Below are 14,960 nucleotides of genomic sequence, written 5' to 3'. Positions count from 1 at the left end.
CCCCGGGCGGCCGGCTATGCTGGCCGCCAAAGGGGAGGCACAGGATGGACTACCGGACGATCAGGGTCGAAGAGCGCGCGGGCATCGCGCAGATCACGCTCGCGCGGCCCGAGGTGATGAACGCGCTCTCGAGCCGGATGCGCGAGGAACTGCTCCATGCCGTCACCGACACCGCGCCCCGCGCGCGGGTTCTCGTGCTGACGGGCGAGGGGCGGGGCTTCTGCTCGGGCCAGGATCTGGGCGATGCGCGCGGGCTTGGGATCCCCGACTTCGAGCGCATCCTGCGCGAGGAATACGAGCCGCTGCTGCGGGCCATCGCCGACTGCCCGGTGCCGACCCTCGCCGCGGTGAACGGAGTGGCGGCCGGGGCCGGCGCCAACCTTGCGCTCGCCTGCGACGTGGTGATCGCCGCCGAGAGCGCGCGCTTCATCCAGGCCTTCACGCGGATCGGGCTGATCCCGGACGCGGGCGGAACCTGGACGCTGCCGCGCCAGATCGGCCTCGCCCGCGCGATGGGGGCCGCACTCTTTGCCGACGCAATCCCCGCCACCGAGGCCGCCGGCTGGGGCATGATCTACGAGGCCGTGCCCGATGAGACCTTCGAGGCCCATTGGCAGGCACGCGCCACCCATCTGGCCGAGGGGCCGACCAGGGCCTACGGTGCGCTGAAACAGGCGCTGCGTGCGAGCTTCGGAAACGGGTTCGAAGAGCAACTCGCGCTCGAGGCGCGGCTCCAGGGCGCCTGCGGCGCCTCGGCGGACTTTCTCGAAGGGGTGACGGCCTTCCTCGAAAAGCGCCCCGCGCGCTTCACCGGCCGCTGACGCGGCACCGGCCCGGACCCGCGCCCGGGCCGGCCCCCGCGCGCGTCAGACCCCGCGCGAGAGGGCCGCGACGCCCGTCCGCGCCATCTCGCGCAGCCCCAGCGGGCGCATCAGATCGGCCAACGCGTCGATCTTCTCGGGCGTGCCGGTGATCTCGAAGACGAAGCTCTCCAGCGTCGAATCCACCACCTTGGCGCGGAAGATCTCGGCCAGCCGCAGCGCCTCGATCCGCGACTCGCCCTTGCCCGAAACCTTGAACAGCGCCAGCTCCCGCTGCACCGAGGGACCCTCGACCGTCAGGTCATGCACCTCATGCACCGGCACCAGCCGCGCAAGCTGCGCCTTGATCTGGTCGATCACGCCGGGCGTCCCGCGCGTGACGATGGTGATTCGGCTGCGATGCCCGGTGTGGTCCACCTCGGCCACCGTCAGGCTCTCGATATTGTAGCCCCGGCCCGAGAAGAGCCCGATCACCCGCGCGAGAACCCCGCTCTCGTTGTCCACCACAAGGGCGAGCGTGTGCTGCTCGATCACCTCTCCGTGGGGGTCGCGAAGATCGTAGGCCGAGTGCCGGGTCGAACCCTGCTTGATGTTGAGCGGCGCCATGCGTCCGTCTCCCTGATCCTGTTTCATTCTCGCAGAAATATCCCCGGGGGTGCGGGGGCAGGCAGCCCCCGCTTCCGCCGGTTCAGACAAGCACCGCGCCCTTGGCGCCGATGGCGCCCTCGGTCTCGGCATCGCCCAGCAGCATCTCGTTGTGCGGCCGCCCCGAGGGGATCATCGGGAAGCAGTTCTCATGCTTCTCGACAAGGCAGTCGAACACCACTGGCCCGTCGTAGGCGATCATCTCGCGGATCGCATCGTCCAGATCCGCGGGATCGTCGCAGCGGATGCCCTTGGCGCCGAAGGCCTCGGCCAGCTTCACGAAGTCGGGCAGGCTCTCGCTCCAGCTCTGCGAGTAGCGTTCCCCATGCAGGAGCTGCTGCCACTGGCGCACCATGCCGAGGCGTTCGTTGTTCAGGATGAACTGCTTGACCGGCAGGCGGAACTGCATCGCGGTGCCGATCTCCTGCATGTTCATCAGGAAGGAGGCGTCGCCCGCAATGTTGATCACCAGCGCCTCGGGATGCGCCACCTGCACCCCGATCGAGGCCGGCAGGCCGTAGCCCATGGTCCCGAGGCCACCGCTCGTCATCCAGCGGTTCGGGCCCTCGAAGCCGAGGAACTGCGCCGCCCACATCTGGTGCTGGCCGACCTCGGTCGCGATGTAGCGGTCCATCCCCTTCGTCAGCGCCTCGAGCCGTTGCAGCGCGTGCTGCGGCTTGATGAGCTTCGACGAGTTCTGGAAATCGAGGCAGTTCACCGCCTTCCATTCGGCGATCTGCTTCCACCAGGCGGCCAGCGCCTCCTTGTTCACCTTCCGCCCGCGCGATTTCCACAGCCGCAGCGCGTCCTCGAGCACATGGCCCACGTCGCCCACGATCGGCACGTCCACCCGGATCACCTTGTTGATCGAGGAGGGGTCGATGTCGATATGGACCTTCTTCGAGAAGGGCGAGAAATCCTTGACCCGGCCGGTGATCCGGTCGTCAAAGCGCGCGCCCACGTTGATCATCAGGTCGCAGCCGTGCATGGCGAGGTTTGCCTCATAAAGGCCATGCATCCCCAGCATCCCCAGCCAGCCCTTGCCGGAAGCGGGGTAGGCGCCCAGCCCCATCAGCGTCGAGGTGATCGGAAAGCCCGTCGCATCCACCAGCTCGCGCAGCAGCTGGCTGGCCGCGGAGCCCGAGTTGATCACGCCGCCGCCGGTGTAGAAGACCGGGCGTTCCGCGGTCTCGATCATCTCGACCAGGCGGGTGATCGCCTCCAGATCGCCCTTCACCTTCGGCTGGTAGTGATCGACCCGCGCCTTCTGCGGCGGGGAGTACTCGGCCGTGGCGAACTGGACGTCCTTCGGAATATCGACCAGCACCGGCCCCGGACGGCCGTGGGTGGCGACGTGGAAGGCCTGGTGGATCGTCTCGGCCAGCTTCGCCGTGTCCTTCACCAGCCAGTTGTGCTTGGTGCAGGGGCGGGTGATGCCGACCGTATCGGCCTCCTGAAAGCCGTCCGTGCCGATCATGAAGGTCGGAACCTGGCCCGAGAGCACGACGAGCGGGATCGAATCCATCAGCGCATCGACAAGCCCCGTGACGGCGTTCGTGGCGCCGGGGCCCGAGGTGACGAGGACGACGCCGGGCTTGCCGGTCGAGCGGGCGTAGCCCTCGGCCATGTGGACCGCGCCCTGTTCGTGCCGCACGAGGATGTGGCGGATGTCGTTCTGCTGGAAGATCTCGTCGTAGATCGGCAGCACCGCGCCGCCCGGGTAGCCGAACACCGTGTCCACGCCCTGATCCTTCAGGGCCTGGACCACCATCCGCGCGCCGCTCATCACCTCGGTCATCTCTCTCTCCATCCTTCGGCCGCTGGGGCCGCGCGATCCGCGCAACAAAAAGCCCCCGGTTTCACTCGGGGGCGCATGGGAACCGATTATGGTCAACCGTCACCGGCCCATGCGCAGCTTTCCTACAAGAAGTACGACACCAGGCATCCCGGGCCTCCGTTGCGATCGGGCCGGACACTAGGCGGTGCCCGGACCCCCGTCAATGGCAAAACCGCGAAGAAAGTGTCGCAGCGGGCGCGAAAGCCGCACATTTGTTTCGCGGATTGCGGGGGCCCGCGAAACAACCGCAAACGGGCTGTCCCCGTGTCAGAGCATCAGCGCCACATAAAGGGCGTAGGCGGCCAGAAGCAGCCCGCCGGCCCAGCGCGGCACCCCCTTCAGCACGGCGGCGAACAGCACCAGCAGCAGGCCCGTGCCCATCACCCACGGCATGTCCTCGCGCACGAAGCGCGGGTCGAGCCCGGTGATCGGCAGCACGAGGCCGGTGATTCCCAGGATGCCCAGCACGTTGAAGATGTTCGATCCGATGACGTTGCCGACCGCGATCTCGGAATGCCGCCGCCAGGCCGCGATGAGCGAGGTGGCCAGTTCGGGCAGCGAGGTGCCGACCGCGACGACGGTAAGGCCGATCACCGCCTCGGAGATGCCGAACGAGCGCGCGATCTGGGTCGAGCTGTCCACCAGCAGCCGGGCCCCCACCATCAGCACCACGAGGCCCCCCAGCGTGACCAGCGCCGATTTCCAGACCGGCATCAGCCCCTCGGGATCGGCCTCTTCCTCTTGCTTGCCGTTCAGGAACGACGACAGGAGGAAGCCCGCCAGCGCCGCCACAAGCACGGCCGACTCGAGCCGCGAAAGCCCGTCTCCCAGCAGCATGAGCCACAGGAGCGCCACCCCCAGGATCATGAAGGCCAGATCCCGCCAGACGCGGCGTGCGTCGATCATTACCGGATAGACCAGCGCCGTCAGCCCGAGGATCAGCAGGACGTTCGCGATGTTCGAGCCCAGGACGTTGCCGACCGCGATGGCCGGGGCGCCGTTCAGGGCGGCGTTCAGCGACACGAGCAGTTCCGGGGTCGAGGTGCCGAAGCCCACGATCGTAAGGCCGATCACCATGGGGCTGATCCGGTAGGCCCGGGCCACATTCGCCGCCCCCCTGACGAGATATTCCCCACCGAAGAAGAGGCCCAGCAGCCCCAGGACAAACAGGATATAGACCAAGATGCACTCCTCTGCTCCGGCCCCAGTTGGGCGCGGCGGCAGGATTTGCAAGGGGATTCAGGCGGGAATGTTCCAGACGTGGCGTGATCGCCGGAGCCTTGCGGTCAAGCGGATGAGGAGCGCCCCGCCGGGCGGGTTGCTCCGCACGGCCCACGCCACGGGGCCGCGCCTGCGCCGGGTGGCGTCAGTCGCGGATGCGGTCGCCGGATCGGGCCTCGGGCAGGCTGATCCGGGCCACCTGCTCGGCGATCGGATCGACCGACAGCGGATGAAGCTCGGCCCGGTGGTCCGAGGGATGGCCGATGTCCTGCCAGCGCCCGCCCTTGTAGATCTCCAGCGCCGAGAAATTGGCCTTGTAGCCCATCTTGCGGCTGCCCGGCACCCAGTAGCCGAGATAGACGTAGGGCAGCCCCGCCTCGCGGGCGATCTCGATATGGTCGAGGATCACATGGGTTCCCAGCGACCTGTCCGCCATGTCGGGGTCGTAGAAGGAATAGACCATGCTCAGCCCGTCGTCGAAGATGTCGGTCAGGCACACGGCCGACAGCGGCCGGGTCCGGCCCTCTTCACCGGGGCGCGAATATTCGATCACGCGCGAGCGGATCGGCGTCTCCTCGATCATCGCCGCGAACTCGAAGATGTCCATGTCGGCCATCCCGCCGTCCGCGTGCCGGTCGTCGAGATAGCGCCGGAACAGCGCATACTGATCCTCGGTCGCCCAGGGGCTGGTGGCATTGCGGCGCAGGTCCGCGTTGCGCTTCAGCACCCGGCGCTGCGTGCGCGACGGCTCGAAATCCGCCACGCGGATGCGGGCGGAGAGGCAGGCCGAACATTCCGCGCAGGACGGGCGGTAGAGCACGTTCTGCGACCGGCGAAAGCCCTGCTTGGACAGGGTGTCGTTCAGCTTCTGCGCATGTTCGCCCTGCAGGGCCGTGAACAGCTTCCGCTCCAGCCGCCCCTCGAGATAGGGGCAGGATTGCGGAGCCGTCACATAGAACTGCGGCGCGATGGGGAGCGTGTGGCGCATGGGCGGCTCTTCGCTGGACTGCCGGATACGTTAGCAAGGTGGCCGGGCCGAGCCAAGATCCCTCGTGTCGCCCCGACCGTGCGGATGCGCGATCGCCCGCCGTCAGTCTCCGGCCGCCCGGTTGAGGGCGACGGTGCCCAAGAGATGATCGGTCAGCCCCTGCGCCCGCGCCGTCGTCAGCATCAGCACGACCGATACGATCTGGGGCAGCACCATGCTGACCGAGACCGTGTAGCCCAGCGTGTGCAGGAAGGCCTCGGGCAGGCCCAGCGGCTCGCCCCGGTGGGTGCGCAGCCCGATCGCCATCAGCCGCATCCCGGGCGTGGCCGAACTGCGCGCCAGCGTGACGGTCCGATAGGCAAAGCCCACGCAGAGGAACAGGACAGGCAGGTAGAACAGCGCCGTGAAGGCCGTGAAGGGCACGATCAGCGCCGTGATCAGGGCAATCAGGAACATGTCCACCACCCACGCCAGCCCGCGCTTGAGTGGCACGTCGGCGTAGAACTCGGCGTGGCGGTCGGGATCGGGCAGGGGATCGGTCCAGCTGTGGCTCATCAAGGCGTCCTCTCGTGGCAGGAGCGGCCCCCCGTGGGAGGCCGTTCCGATGGTGTCTCGGCCGGATGGCCCGCCTCAGGCGTCGGCGTCGGCCGCGGGCCTCGAGGCGGTGCGGGACCGCTCGTCCATGAAGGCGTCGAACTCCTGCTTGTCCTTGGCCTCGCGCAGGCGCTGGAGGAAGGATTCGAAGGCGATCTGCTCTTCCTCGAGCCGCCGGAGCGTGTCGGCCTTGTAGGCGTCGAACGCGGCGTTGCCGGTGCTGTTCCAGGCGACGTGGCGGGACATGGCGCGGCGCGCGCCGCAGGACCGGCTGAACATGCGTTTGCTCCAGATCATGTAGGCGAGAAGGGCAAGGCCTACGGGCCAGAAGGCGATGAAGCCCAGGACCATGGCGGCGATCCAGGCCGGGCGGCCCCGTTCGTCAAGCCAGGCTTCGGCGCGGGCGGGCCACGAGGCGATGCCGGCGCGGGCGGTGGCGGGTATCATGGGCAGTCTCCGTCAGCACAGGGTGGCGGTGGATGTGAAGCTCTTTCACATGGCTAGAGATGGGGGCTCGGCGCCCGCGCGCAAGGGGCGATGTTAAGGGTTTTTACATTTTGCCCTGGCGGGCGGGTCTCCCGCCACTTCGGCCAAGCGCGCGCCCCGGGCCGTCGTGCCGCCCGTGCCGCAGATCGCCTCCTGCGACCTTTGCGGCGTGCGGGGCCGTTGACCCCGCACCGGCCGCCCGCCATGCTCGCCGCCATGACAGATTTCGCCGCGCGCATCACCCGCCAGCCCTTGCCCTACGAGCCCGAACCCGCGGCCGACATCGCCTGCAGCTTCGCCGACCTCGGGCCAGAGCTGGCCGGCCTCCTCTCCGCCACGGCGGGATGTAGCCCGTTCCTGCGCGGGCTGATGGTGCGCGAGGCCGACTGGCTGCGCCCCGCGCTCTCGCAGCCGCCCGAGGCCGCGCTCGACGCGATTCTCGATCCGCTCGGGGATCTGCCGCTGGCGGGGCTCGGCGACGGGCTCCGCATCGCCAAGCGCCGCACCGCGCTTCTGACGGCGCTGGCCGATGTCGGAGGCGTCTGGCCGCTCGAAAGGGTGACGGGCGCGCTGACGCGGCTGGCCGACCGGGCGACCGACCTTGCGATCCGGCGGCTGGTGGCGGACGAGATCCGGCGCGGCAAGCTGCCCGGCGCGCGCCCCGAGGATGCCGGGACGGCCGGGGGCATGGTGGCGCTCGCGATGGGCAAGATGGGCGCGGGCGAGCTGAACTATTCCTCGGACATCGATCTCGTCTGCCTGTTCGACGAGACCCGCTATCCGGGCGAGGAGCAGGAGGCGCGGGCCTCCTTCATCCGCGTCACGCGCCGGATGACGGCGCTGCTGTCGGACCTCACGGCCGAGGGTTACGTCTTCCGCACCGACCTGCGCCTGCGCCCCGATGCGGCGGTGACGCCCGTCTGCCTCTCGATGGCCGCGGCCGAAAGCTACTATGAAAGCGTGGGCCGCACTTGGGAGCGGGCGGCCTACATCAAGGCGCGTCCCTGCGGCGGGGACCTTGCCGCGGGGGATCGGTTCCTAAAGGCGCTGGTGCCCTTCGTCTGGCGCAAGCATCTCGATTTCGTGGCAATCCAGGATGCCCATGACATGCGGCTGCGCATCCGCGACCATCGCGGCCTGCACGGGCCGGTGGTGATCGAGGGGCACGACATGAAGCTCGGGGTCGGCGGCATCCGCGAGATCGAGTTCTTCACCCAGACCCGCCAGCTGATCGCCGGCGGCCGCGACCCGAGCCTGCGCGACCGGACGACGGTGGGAGGACTGCGAGCCCTTTCGGCCGCGGGATGGATCCCGTCCGACGTGGCCGAAGAGTTGACCGATCATTACCGCGCCCACCGCGAGGTCGAGCACCGGCTGCAGATGGTGCAGGACGCCCAGACCCACACGATGCCCGCCACGCCGGAGGGGGTGGACCGGATCGCCGCCTTCTGCGGCCTTGCGCCCGAGGCGTTCCGCGCCGCGCTGCGCGATCGGCTCGAGCGGGTGGACCGGCTGACTGAAGGCTTCTTCGCACCGGGACAGGCCGAGGACGGGCCCGAACTGTCGGCCCATGCGCGCGAGATCGTCGAGGGCTGGGCGAGCTATCCGGCCCTCCGCTCGCAGCGGGCGGTGGCGATCTTCAACCGGCTGCGCCCGCAGATCCTCAAAAGCCTCGGCCGCGCGGCCAATTCGGACGAGGCCCTGGCCGCCTTCGACGGCTTCCTGGGCGGATTGCCGGCGGGCGTGCAGATTTTCGCGCTCTTCGACGCGAACCCGCCGCTCGTGGACCTGATCGCCGACATCTGCGCCACGTCCCCCAAGCTCGCCCGCTACCTGTCGCGCAATGCGGCGGTGCTGGATGCGGTCATCGGCGGGGGGTTCTTCACCCACTGGCCCGGCACGCAGAGCCTCACGCGGGAACTGGCCGACAAACTTGCGGCGGTGCCGGATTACGAACGGCGGCTCGATGCGGCCCGGCGGTGGATGAAGGAGTGGCATTTCCGCGTCGGCGTGCATCACCTGCGCGGCCTGATCGACGCCTTTGAGGCGGCCAAGCAATATGCCGATCTGGCCGAGGCGGTGGTGGTAGCGCTCTGGCCGATTGTCTCCGAGGAATTCGCCCGCAAGCACGGGCCGGCGCCGGGGCGCGGCGCGGTGGTGCTCGGGATGGGCAGCCTCGGGGCAGGGCGGCTCAACGCCGGCTCGGATCTCGACCTGATCGTGATCCACGACGCGCAGGGGCAGGAGGAGAGCATCGGCCCACGGCCCCTCGGCGCGCGGCCCTATTTCGCGCGCCTGACGCAGGCCCTTGTGACGGCGCTGACCGCGCCGATGGCCGAGGGCCGGCTCTATGAGGTGGACATGCGCCTGCGCCCCTCCGGCCGTCAGGGTCCGGTGGCGACGGCGCTCGAGTCGTTTCGCAGCTACCAGCGCGACGAGGCCTGGACATGGGAGCATCTGGCCCTGACCCGCGCGCGGACGCTGGCCGGCGATCCGGGGCTGGTGGGCGAGATCGAGGCGCTCCGGCGCGAGATCCTGGCCGAGAAGGCGGTTCCGGCACGGGTCCTGCCCGACGTGGCCGACATGCGGCGGCGGCTTGCGGAGGCCAAACCGCCGAGCGGCCCGTGGGAGGCCAAGAACGGCGCCGGCCGGATCATGGACATCGAACTGCTGGCCCAGACGGCGGCGCTTCTGGCGGGGGATCCGGCCCGGCGCGTGGAACAGCAACTGCGGGCGGGAGTGCGGACCGGCTTCCTCTCGGCGGCCGACGAGAGCGCGCTTCTTGCCGCCTACCGTCTGTGCTGGCGGCTTCAGGCCGGCTCGCGGCTGCTGTCCGAGGCGCCGGTCGATTTCGGCGCGCTGGGGGAGGGCGGACAGGCCTTCCTGCTGCGCGAGGTCGAGGCCCCCTCGGCCGAGGCGCTGCTGGCGCGGCTTCAGACACATGTGGCCGAGGCCGCGCTGCGGATCGACGCGCGGCTCGGACCGGCCGGAAACAACCAGGAAGGAGAGGGCGACCGTGCAGCTGGATGAAGCCGACCCCAAGGGCCTCGTGCGCGAGAGCTATGCGATCGAGGGCATCAGCATGGGCGAATGCCGCTCGATCTTCGTCGACTGGGCGCTGAGCCTGCCCTCGCATGAGGTGCAAGAGGCCCTGCGGACGCTGCTTGAGGCCTATGCCGCCGGACGGCCCGACCACCCGATGAGCGAGGTGCTCTCGGCAGGCCTGGCCGCCGCCCCGCGCCCGCAGCGCCGCGGAGGCCGCTCCGCGCGAGTGGCCGAGGGCTGATCCGGCCCTCGTCTCCGCAGCGGGAGGATCAGCGTAGCGCGGCCGCTTCCTGCGCGAGCCGGGTGATGCCGGCCCAGTCGCCGCTGGCCATCATCGCCTTCGGCGCCACCCAGCTGCCGCCGACGCAGACGACATTGCCAAGCGCCAGGTAGTCACGCGCATTGCCGAGGCCGATGCCGCCCGTCGGGCAGAAGCTGACCTGCGAAAGCGGGCCGCCAAGCGCCTTGATCGCCGCAGCCCCTCCCGAGGTCTCGGCGGGGAAGAACTTTTGCACGCTGTAGCCGCGCTCGAACAGCGCCATAACCTCGGTCGCCGTCGCCGCCCCGGGAAGGAGCGGCAGCCCCTCGACCGCGCAGGCGTCGAGCAGACGATCCGTGGCGCCCGGCGAGACGCCGAAGCGCGCGCCCGCAGCCCGGGCGGCGGCCACGTCGGCCGGCGTGAGCAGCGTGCCCGCGCCGACGATGCCACCCTCGACCTCGGCCATGACGCGGATCGCCTCGAGCGCGACCGGCGTGCGCAGCGTCACCTCGAGCGCGGGCAGGCCACCCGCCACCAGCGCCTCGGCAAGCGGCCGGGCATGGGAAAGGTCCTCGATCACCAGTACCGGGACCACCGGGGCGCGACGGCAGATCTCGAGGGCAAGGCGGCTTTGTTCGGCGGGGGTCATGTCACTTCCTTTCGGCGGAGGCTCTGGGGGCAGGCGGAGGAGCCTCCGGCGGGGATATTTGAGCGAGAATGAAAGGGCAAGGAGAGGAGGCAGAGCGGCGCCCCGCCTCGGGCGGCCGAGCCGGGGAAGCGGGGCGCTTTCACTCTCGGCGGTCATCGGCGTCCCCGCCTGTACCGCTTCTGCAGAATGCCGGGACTTCCTTTCATTCTGGTTAAAATATCCCCGCCGGAGGCTCCGGCAGTGGATCCGGGCGGGCGGTCAGACGACCACGGCCGCCCCCTCGATCGAGGAGCCGACGGTAGCGCGGAAGGCGGCGAAGAGTTCGCGTCCGATCCCGTGGGCCGAAGCGGAGAGGTCGGCGGCCGCGGGAGCGCGGTCCTCGAACCCTTCCGCCAGCACGTCGAGCCGACCCGTGGTGGCATCGACGCGCACCCGGTCTCCGTCCCGGAGCCTGGCGAGGGGACCGCCCATTGCGGCCTCGGGCGAGACATGGATCGCGGACGGCACCTTGCCCGAGGCGCCCGACATGCGCCCGTCGGTGACCAGAGCCACGCGCAGGCCCCGGTCCTGGAGGACCGAGAGCACGGGTGTCAGCGAATGGAGCTCGGGCATCCCGTTTGCGCGCGGGCCCTGGAAGCGGACCACCACCACAACATCCGAGGTGAATTCGCCGGCCCTGAAGGCCGCCTTGACGGCCTCCTGATCGCGAAAGATGCGCGCGGGAGCCTCGATCGCCTGCCGGTCGGGCGCCACGGCCGAGACCTTCATCACGCCGCGCCCGAGGTTGCCCGACAGCTGGCGCAACCCGCCCGACGGCTGGAACGGATCGTGCGCCGGGCGCAGGATGCGGTCGTTCTGCGAGGCCGCGGGGCCCGCGCGCCAGACGAGGCCCTCCTCGCCGAGCACGGGCTCCTGGCGGTAGTGCGAGAGCCCGTCGCCCGCGACCGTCTGCACATCCTCGTGCAGAAGCCCCGCGTCGAGGAGCTGGCCGATCATGTAGGGCAGCCCTCCCGCCGCGTGGAAATGGTTCACGTCCGCCATGCCGTTCGGATAGACCTTGGCCATCAGCGGCACGACCTCGGAGATGTCGGCGAAATCCTCCAGATCGAGGATCACGCCCGCCGCCCGCGCCATGGCGGGCAGGTGCAGCACGAGGTTGGTCGATCCCCCCGTCGCCATCAGCCCCACGAGCCCGTTCACGAAGGCGCGCTCATCAAGGATCTGCGCCACCGGGCGGTAGTCGTTGCCGAGCGCCGTGATCCCGGCTGCGCGTTCGACCGCCGCCACCGTCAGCGCCTCGCGCAGCGGCGTGCCGGGGTTGACGAAGCTCGCCCCCGGCAGGTGCAGCCCCATGAATTCCATCAGCATCTGGTTGGTGTTGGCCGTGCCGTAGAAGGTGCAGGTGCCGGGGCCGTGGTACGAGGCCATCTCGGCCGCCATCAGCTCGTCACGCCCCACCTCGCCGGTGGCGAACCGGTTGCGCACGCGCGACTTCTCGTCGTTGGGCAGGCCCGAGGTCATGGGGCCGCCCGGCACGAAGACCGCCGGGATGTGTCCGAAGGTCGCCGCGGCCATCACGAGGCCGGGCACGATCTTGTCGCAGATCCCGAGGAAGAGCGCCGCATCGTAGCAGTTGTGCGAGAGCGAGACGCCCGCCGCCAGCGCGATGACGTCGCGCGAGAAGAGCGAGAGTTCCATCCCCGGCTGGCCCTGCGTGACGCCGTCGCACATGGCCGGCACCCCGCCCGCCACCTGGGCCGTGGCCCCGACGCGGCGTGCGGCGGCCCGGATGAGCCGGGGGTAATCCTCGTAGGGCTGGTGGGCGGACAGCATGTCGTTGTAGGCCGTCACGATCCCGAGGTTCGGGGCGCGGCCGGCGGCGAGCGTCTCCTTGTCCTCGCCCATCGCCGCATAGGCATGGGCCTGGTTGCCGCAGGTCAGATGCGCCCTGACCGGGCCCTCCTCGGCCGCTTTGCCCATGCGCTCGAGATAGGCGCTGCGGGTGGCCTGCGAGCGGGCGCGGATGCGGTCGGTGACGCGGGCGACGGTGGCGTTCAGGGTCATGCGGCGGCCTCGATGGCTGAGACGACGGCGCGGCGGAACCGCGGCCGGCCGTGGCTGCGTGCGGAAGGGCTGTTTGTTAGCGCTAACTAGCTCAATCGTCGGCCGAGGGGAAGGGCCCAGCCCTCCATTCCTTGCGACCGGATGGCCTGCGACAAGATGGGTCAGCACGGTTGTCCGATCTGCGCTGGACGCATGACGGATCTTCTCAACGGGAGGATGTGCGTGCGGGCCGGAGGGGTTAGGTTGGCCGCAGGGGAGGGCTGGACAGAAGGAGTGGCTCCATGACCCGGATGAACGGATACGACATGCAGGATTATGTGATCGATCACGTGGCGATCGAATACCACGCGCGCCGGCTGCGCAACGAGGCGATCCGCGAGGGGCTTCACGCCCTCGGCAGCGGCCTGCGTCGGCGGCTCGCGGGCTTTGGCCGCCGCATGGCGCGGGCGCACTGACGATCGCGCAGCGCGCGACGGGCGGGCCGAGGCTCGCAGGGGCAGGAGGGGCTCGGGTGGAAACTCGGGCCCTTCTTCTTTGGCCCGAGCCTTTTCCCTCGGCACCAAAGCGGGTAGAGGAAGGGCAACCCCAACAGCGGAAGCCCCCGATGACCCGTCCCACCGTCCGCCTGCGCCCCAAGGCCGAGGCCCGCGCCATCCGTCACGGCTTTCCCTGGGTCTATGCCGACGAGCTTGTGACCGACCGCCGCACGCAGGCGCTGGCGCCCGGCACGCTGGCCGTGCTCGAGGATTCCGAGCGGCGGGCACTGGGCCTCGTCACGGTCAATGTCGGCTCGAAGATCATCGCACGGATGCTCGACCGCGATCCCGAGGCGGAGGTCGATGCGGACTGGTTCGCCGCACGGCTCGACCGGGCGCTCGCGCTGCGTGAGCGTCTTTTCGACCAGCCCTTCTACCGGCTCGTTCATGCCGAGGCGGACGGGTTGCCCGGCATTGTCATCGATCGGTTCGGCGAGGCGGCGGTGATCCAGCCCAACGCGGCCTGGGCCGAGGCGCATCTGCCGGCGCTCGAGGAGGCGCTCGTCCGCGTCACGGGCGTCACGACCGTGGTGAAGAACGGCACCGGGCGGTCGAGGGGCCTCGAAGGGCTGCCCGAAGAGACGGTCGTGCTGCGCGGCGGCCTCTCGGCGCCGGTTCCGGTGCCGATGAATGGCGCCACCTACATGGCCGATCTCACGGGCGGGCAGAAGACCGGCCTCTTCTACGACCAGCGGCCGAACCATGCCTTCGCGGCGCGTCTGGGCCGCGGCGGCTCGGTCCTCGATGTCTTCACCCATGTCGGAGGTTTCGCGCTGGCCGCGCTCGCCGGCGGCGCCGAACGGGCGCTGGCGGTGGACGCCTCGGGCCCCGCGCTCGCGCTGGCCGAGGCCGGGGCGAAGCTTGCAGGGCTGGGCGAGCGGTTCGAGACGCGGCAGGGCGACGCCTTTCAGGTGCTCGAGGCGCTTGGCGCGGACGGGGCGCGGTTCGATCTGGTGATCTGCGACCCGCCGGCCTTCGCACCGGCCAAACCCGCGCTCGAGGCGGGGCTGCGCGCCTACGAGCGGCTGGCGCGGCTGGCCGCGCCCCTGGTGGCGCCGGGGGGCTATCTCGTCCTCTGCTCCTGCTCGCACGCGGCCGATCTTGCGGCCTTCCGCAACGCCTCGGCCCGCGGCATCGGGCGCGGCGGGCGGCGGGCGCAGCTGATCCACACGGGCTTTGCCGGGCCCGACCACCCGATCCTGCCGCAACTGGCCGAATCCGGCTATCTCAAGTCGCTGTTCTTCCGGCTCGACGGGTGAGGGTCGTCCTCGACGCCTGCGTGCTGTTCCCGACGGTGCTGCGCGAGATCCTGCTGGGCTGCGCGACGCGGGGGCTGTTCGTGCCACTCTGGTCCGAGCGCATCCTCGAGGAATGGGCGCGGGCCACGCGGCGCCTCGGGCCGCTGGCCGAGGTGCAGGCGCGGGGCGAGGTGGCGGCGGTGCGGGCGGCCTTTCCCGCCGCCACGGTCCCGCACCAGCCGGGCCTCGAGTCGCGCCTTCACCTGCCGGATGAGGGCGACATCCATGTGCTCGCGGTGGCGATCGGCGGCCATGCCGACGCCATCCTGACCTTCAACGCCGCCGATTTTCCCCGCGGCACGCTGGCGGCCGAGGGGCTCGCGCGGCGCGACCCGGACGGCTTCCTGTGGGAACTCTGGTCCTTCCATCCCGAGGCGGTGGCGGACGCGGTGGAGGAGACACGCGCCCGCGCCGAGGCGATCTCGGGCGCGCCGGTGGCGCTGAAAGGGCTGCTCAAGCGCGCCCGCCTGCCGCGGCTGGCCAAGGCGCTGCAGGCCTGAGGCGGGGCGCCGTTCGC

Annotated in this window: 14 protein-coding genes; 6 read left to right on the top strand and 8 right to left on the bottom strand. The window is 70.3% G+C overall.

Going from position 1 to position 14,960, the window contains the following annotated elements:
* Positions 1-44: 44 nt before the first annotated feature.
* Positions 45-821: an enoyl-CoA hydratase-related protein gene (locus FG154_RS00165; RefSeq protein ID WP_145103043.1), complete on the top strand. Its 777-nt coding sequence runs from the start codon at positions 45-47 to the stop codon at positions 819-821.
* 45 nt (positions 822-866) lie between these two features.
* Here the strand turns inward: FG154_RS00165 and ilvN are convergent, their stop codons facing one another.
* The 6 genes from ilvN to FG154_RS00135 all read right to left on the bottom strand — a co-directional run bounded on the left by ilvN (position 867) and on the right by FG154_RS00135 (position 6,553).
* Positions 867-1,427: an acetolactate synthase small subunit gene (gene ilvN / locus FG154_RS00160; RefSeq protein ID WP_145103040.1), complete on the bottom strand. Its 561-nt coding sequence runs from the start codon at positions 1,425-1,427 to the stop codon at positions 867-869.
* An 82-nt stretch (positions 1,428-1,509) separates the two neighbouring features.
* Positions 1,510-3,264 carry an acetolactate synthase 3 large subunit gene (locus FG154_RS00155; protein WP_011908211.1) on the bottom strand — a complete coding sequence of 585 codons (1,755 nt, stop codon included), beginning with the start codon at positions 3,262-3,264 and terminating at the stop codon, positions 1,510-1,512.
* A 306-nt stretch (positions 3,265-3,570) separates the two neighbouring features.
* Positions 3,571-4,485, bottom strand: a complete 915-nt coding sequence (locus FG154_RS00150) for a calcium/sodium antiporter (RefSeq protein ID WP_145103037.1) — start codon at positions 4,483-4,485, stop codon at positions 3,571-3,573.
* A gap of 184 nt (positions 4,486-4,669) precedes the next feature.
* The gene (locus FG154_RS00145) at positions 4,670-5,512 is read right to left on the bottom strand and encodes an arginyltransferase (RefSeq protein ID WP_145103034.1); all 843 of its coding nucleotides are present in this window, start codon (positions 5,510-5,512) and stop codon (positions 4,670-4,672) included.
* Between the two features lie 102 nt (positions 5,513-5,614).
* The gene (locus FG154_RS00140; protein WP_011908214.1) at positions 5,615-6,067 is read right to left on the bottom strand and encodes an RDD family protein; all 453 of its coding nucleotides are present in this window, start codon (positions 6,065-6,067) and stop codon (positions 5,615-5,617) included.
* A 75-nt stretch (positions 6,068-6,142) separates the two neighbouring features.
* Positions 6,143-6,553, bottom strand: coding sequence for a DUF2852 domain-containing protein (locus FG154_RS00135; protein WP_145103030.1), 411 nt, complete (start codon positions 6,551-6,553; stop codon positions 6,143-6,145).
* A 255-nt stretch (positions 6,554-6,808) separates the two neighbouring features.
* On the opposite strand from FG154_RS00135, the gene FG154_RS00130 reads away from it, so the two are divergent.
* Both FG154_RS00130 and FG154_RS00125 read left to right on the top strand, forming a co-directional pair.
* The gene (locus FG154_RS00130) at positions 6,809-9,622 is read left to right on the top strand and encodes a [protein-PII] uridylyltransferase family protein (RefSeq protein ID WP_484051825.1); all 2,814 of its coding nucleotides are present in this window, start codon (positions 6,809-6,811) and stop codon (positions 9,620-9,622) included.
* A complete protein-coding gene (locus FG154_RS00125; protein WP_145103025.1) occupies positions 9,609-9,878 on the top strand; it encodes a hypothetical protein in 270 nt (89 codons plus the stop codon). The genes FG154_RS00130 and FG154_RS00125 overlap by 14 nt, the downstream gene beginning before the upstream one ends.
* Before the next feature lie 28 nt (positions 9,879-9,906).
* Here FG154_RS00125 and eda read toward each other — a convergent pair whose 3' ends face one another.
* Both eda and edd read right to left on the bottom strand, forming a co-directional pair.
* On the bottom strand, positions 9,907-10,545 hold the full coding sequence (gene eda, locus FG154_RS00120; protein WP_145103022.1) for a bifunctional 4-hydroxy-2-oxoglutarate aldolase/2-dehydro-3-deoxy-phosphogluconate aldolase: 639 nt from the start codon (positions 10,543-10,545) through the stop codon (positions 9,907-9,909).
* A 258-nt stretch (positions 10,546-10,803) separates the two neighbouring features.
* Positions 10,804-12,609 (bottom strand): phosphogluconate dehydratase, encoded by a 1,806-nt coding sequence (edd, locus tag FG154_RS00115; protein WP_145103020.1) that lies wholly within the window; start codon positions 12,607-12,609, stop codon positions 10,804-10,806.
* Between the two features lie 281 nt (positions 12,610-12,890).
* On the opposite strand from edd, the gene FG154_RS00110 reads away from it, so the two are divergent.
* The 3 genes from FG154_RS00110 (at position 12,891) to FG154_RS00100 (ending at position 14,943) form a co-directional block, all read left to right on the top strand.
* Positions 12,891-13,064, top strand: coding sequence for an RSP_7527 family protein (locus tag FG154_RS00110; protein WP_085996557.1), 174 nt, complete (start codon positions 12,891-12,893; stop codon positions 13,062-13,064).
* 149 nt (positions 13,065-13,213) lie between these two features.
* On the top strand, positions 13,214-14,404 hold the full coding sequence (locus FG154_RS00105; protein ID WP_145103017.1) for an RSP_2647 family RNA methyltransferase: 1,191 nt from the start codon (positions 13,214-13,216) through the stop codon (positions 14,402-14,404).
* Positions 14,401-14,943 (top strand): RSP_2648 family PIN domain-containing protein, encoded by a 543-nt coding sequence (locus tag FG154_RS00100; protein WP_145103013.1) that lies wholly within the window; start codon positions 14,401-14,403, stop codon positions 14,941-14,943. Before FG154_RS00105 ends, FG154_RS00100 begins: the two co-directional genes overlap by 4 nt.
* Positions 14,944-14,960 lie beyond the last annotated feature (17 nt).

Source organism: Cereibacter sediminicola (assembly GCF_007668225.1).
GTDB classification, from domain to species: domain Bacteria; phylum Pseudomonadota; class Alphaproteobacteria; order Rhodobacterales; family Rhodobacteraceae; genus Cereibacter_A; species Cereibacter_A azotoformans.
Note: the sequence above shows the minus strand (reverse complement) of the source record. Positions and strands in the feature narration are given on the sequence as shown.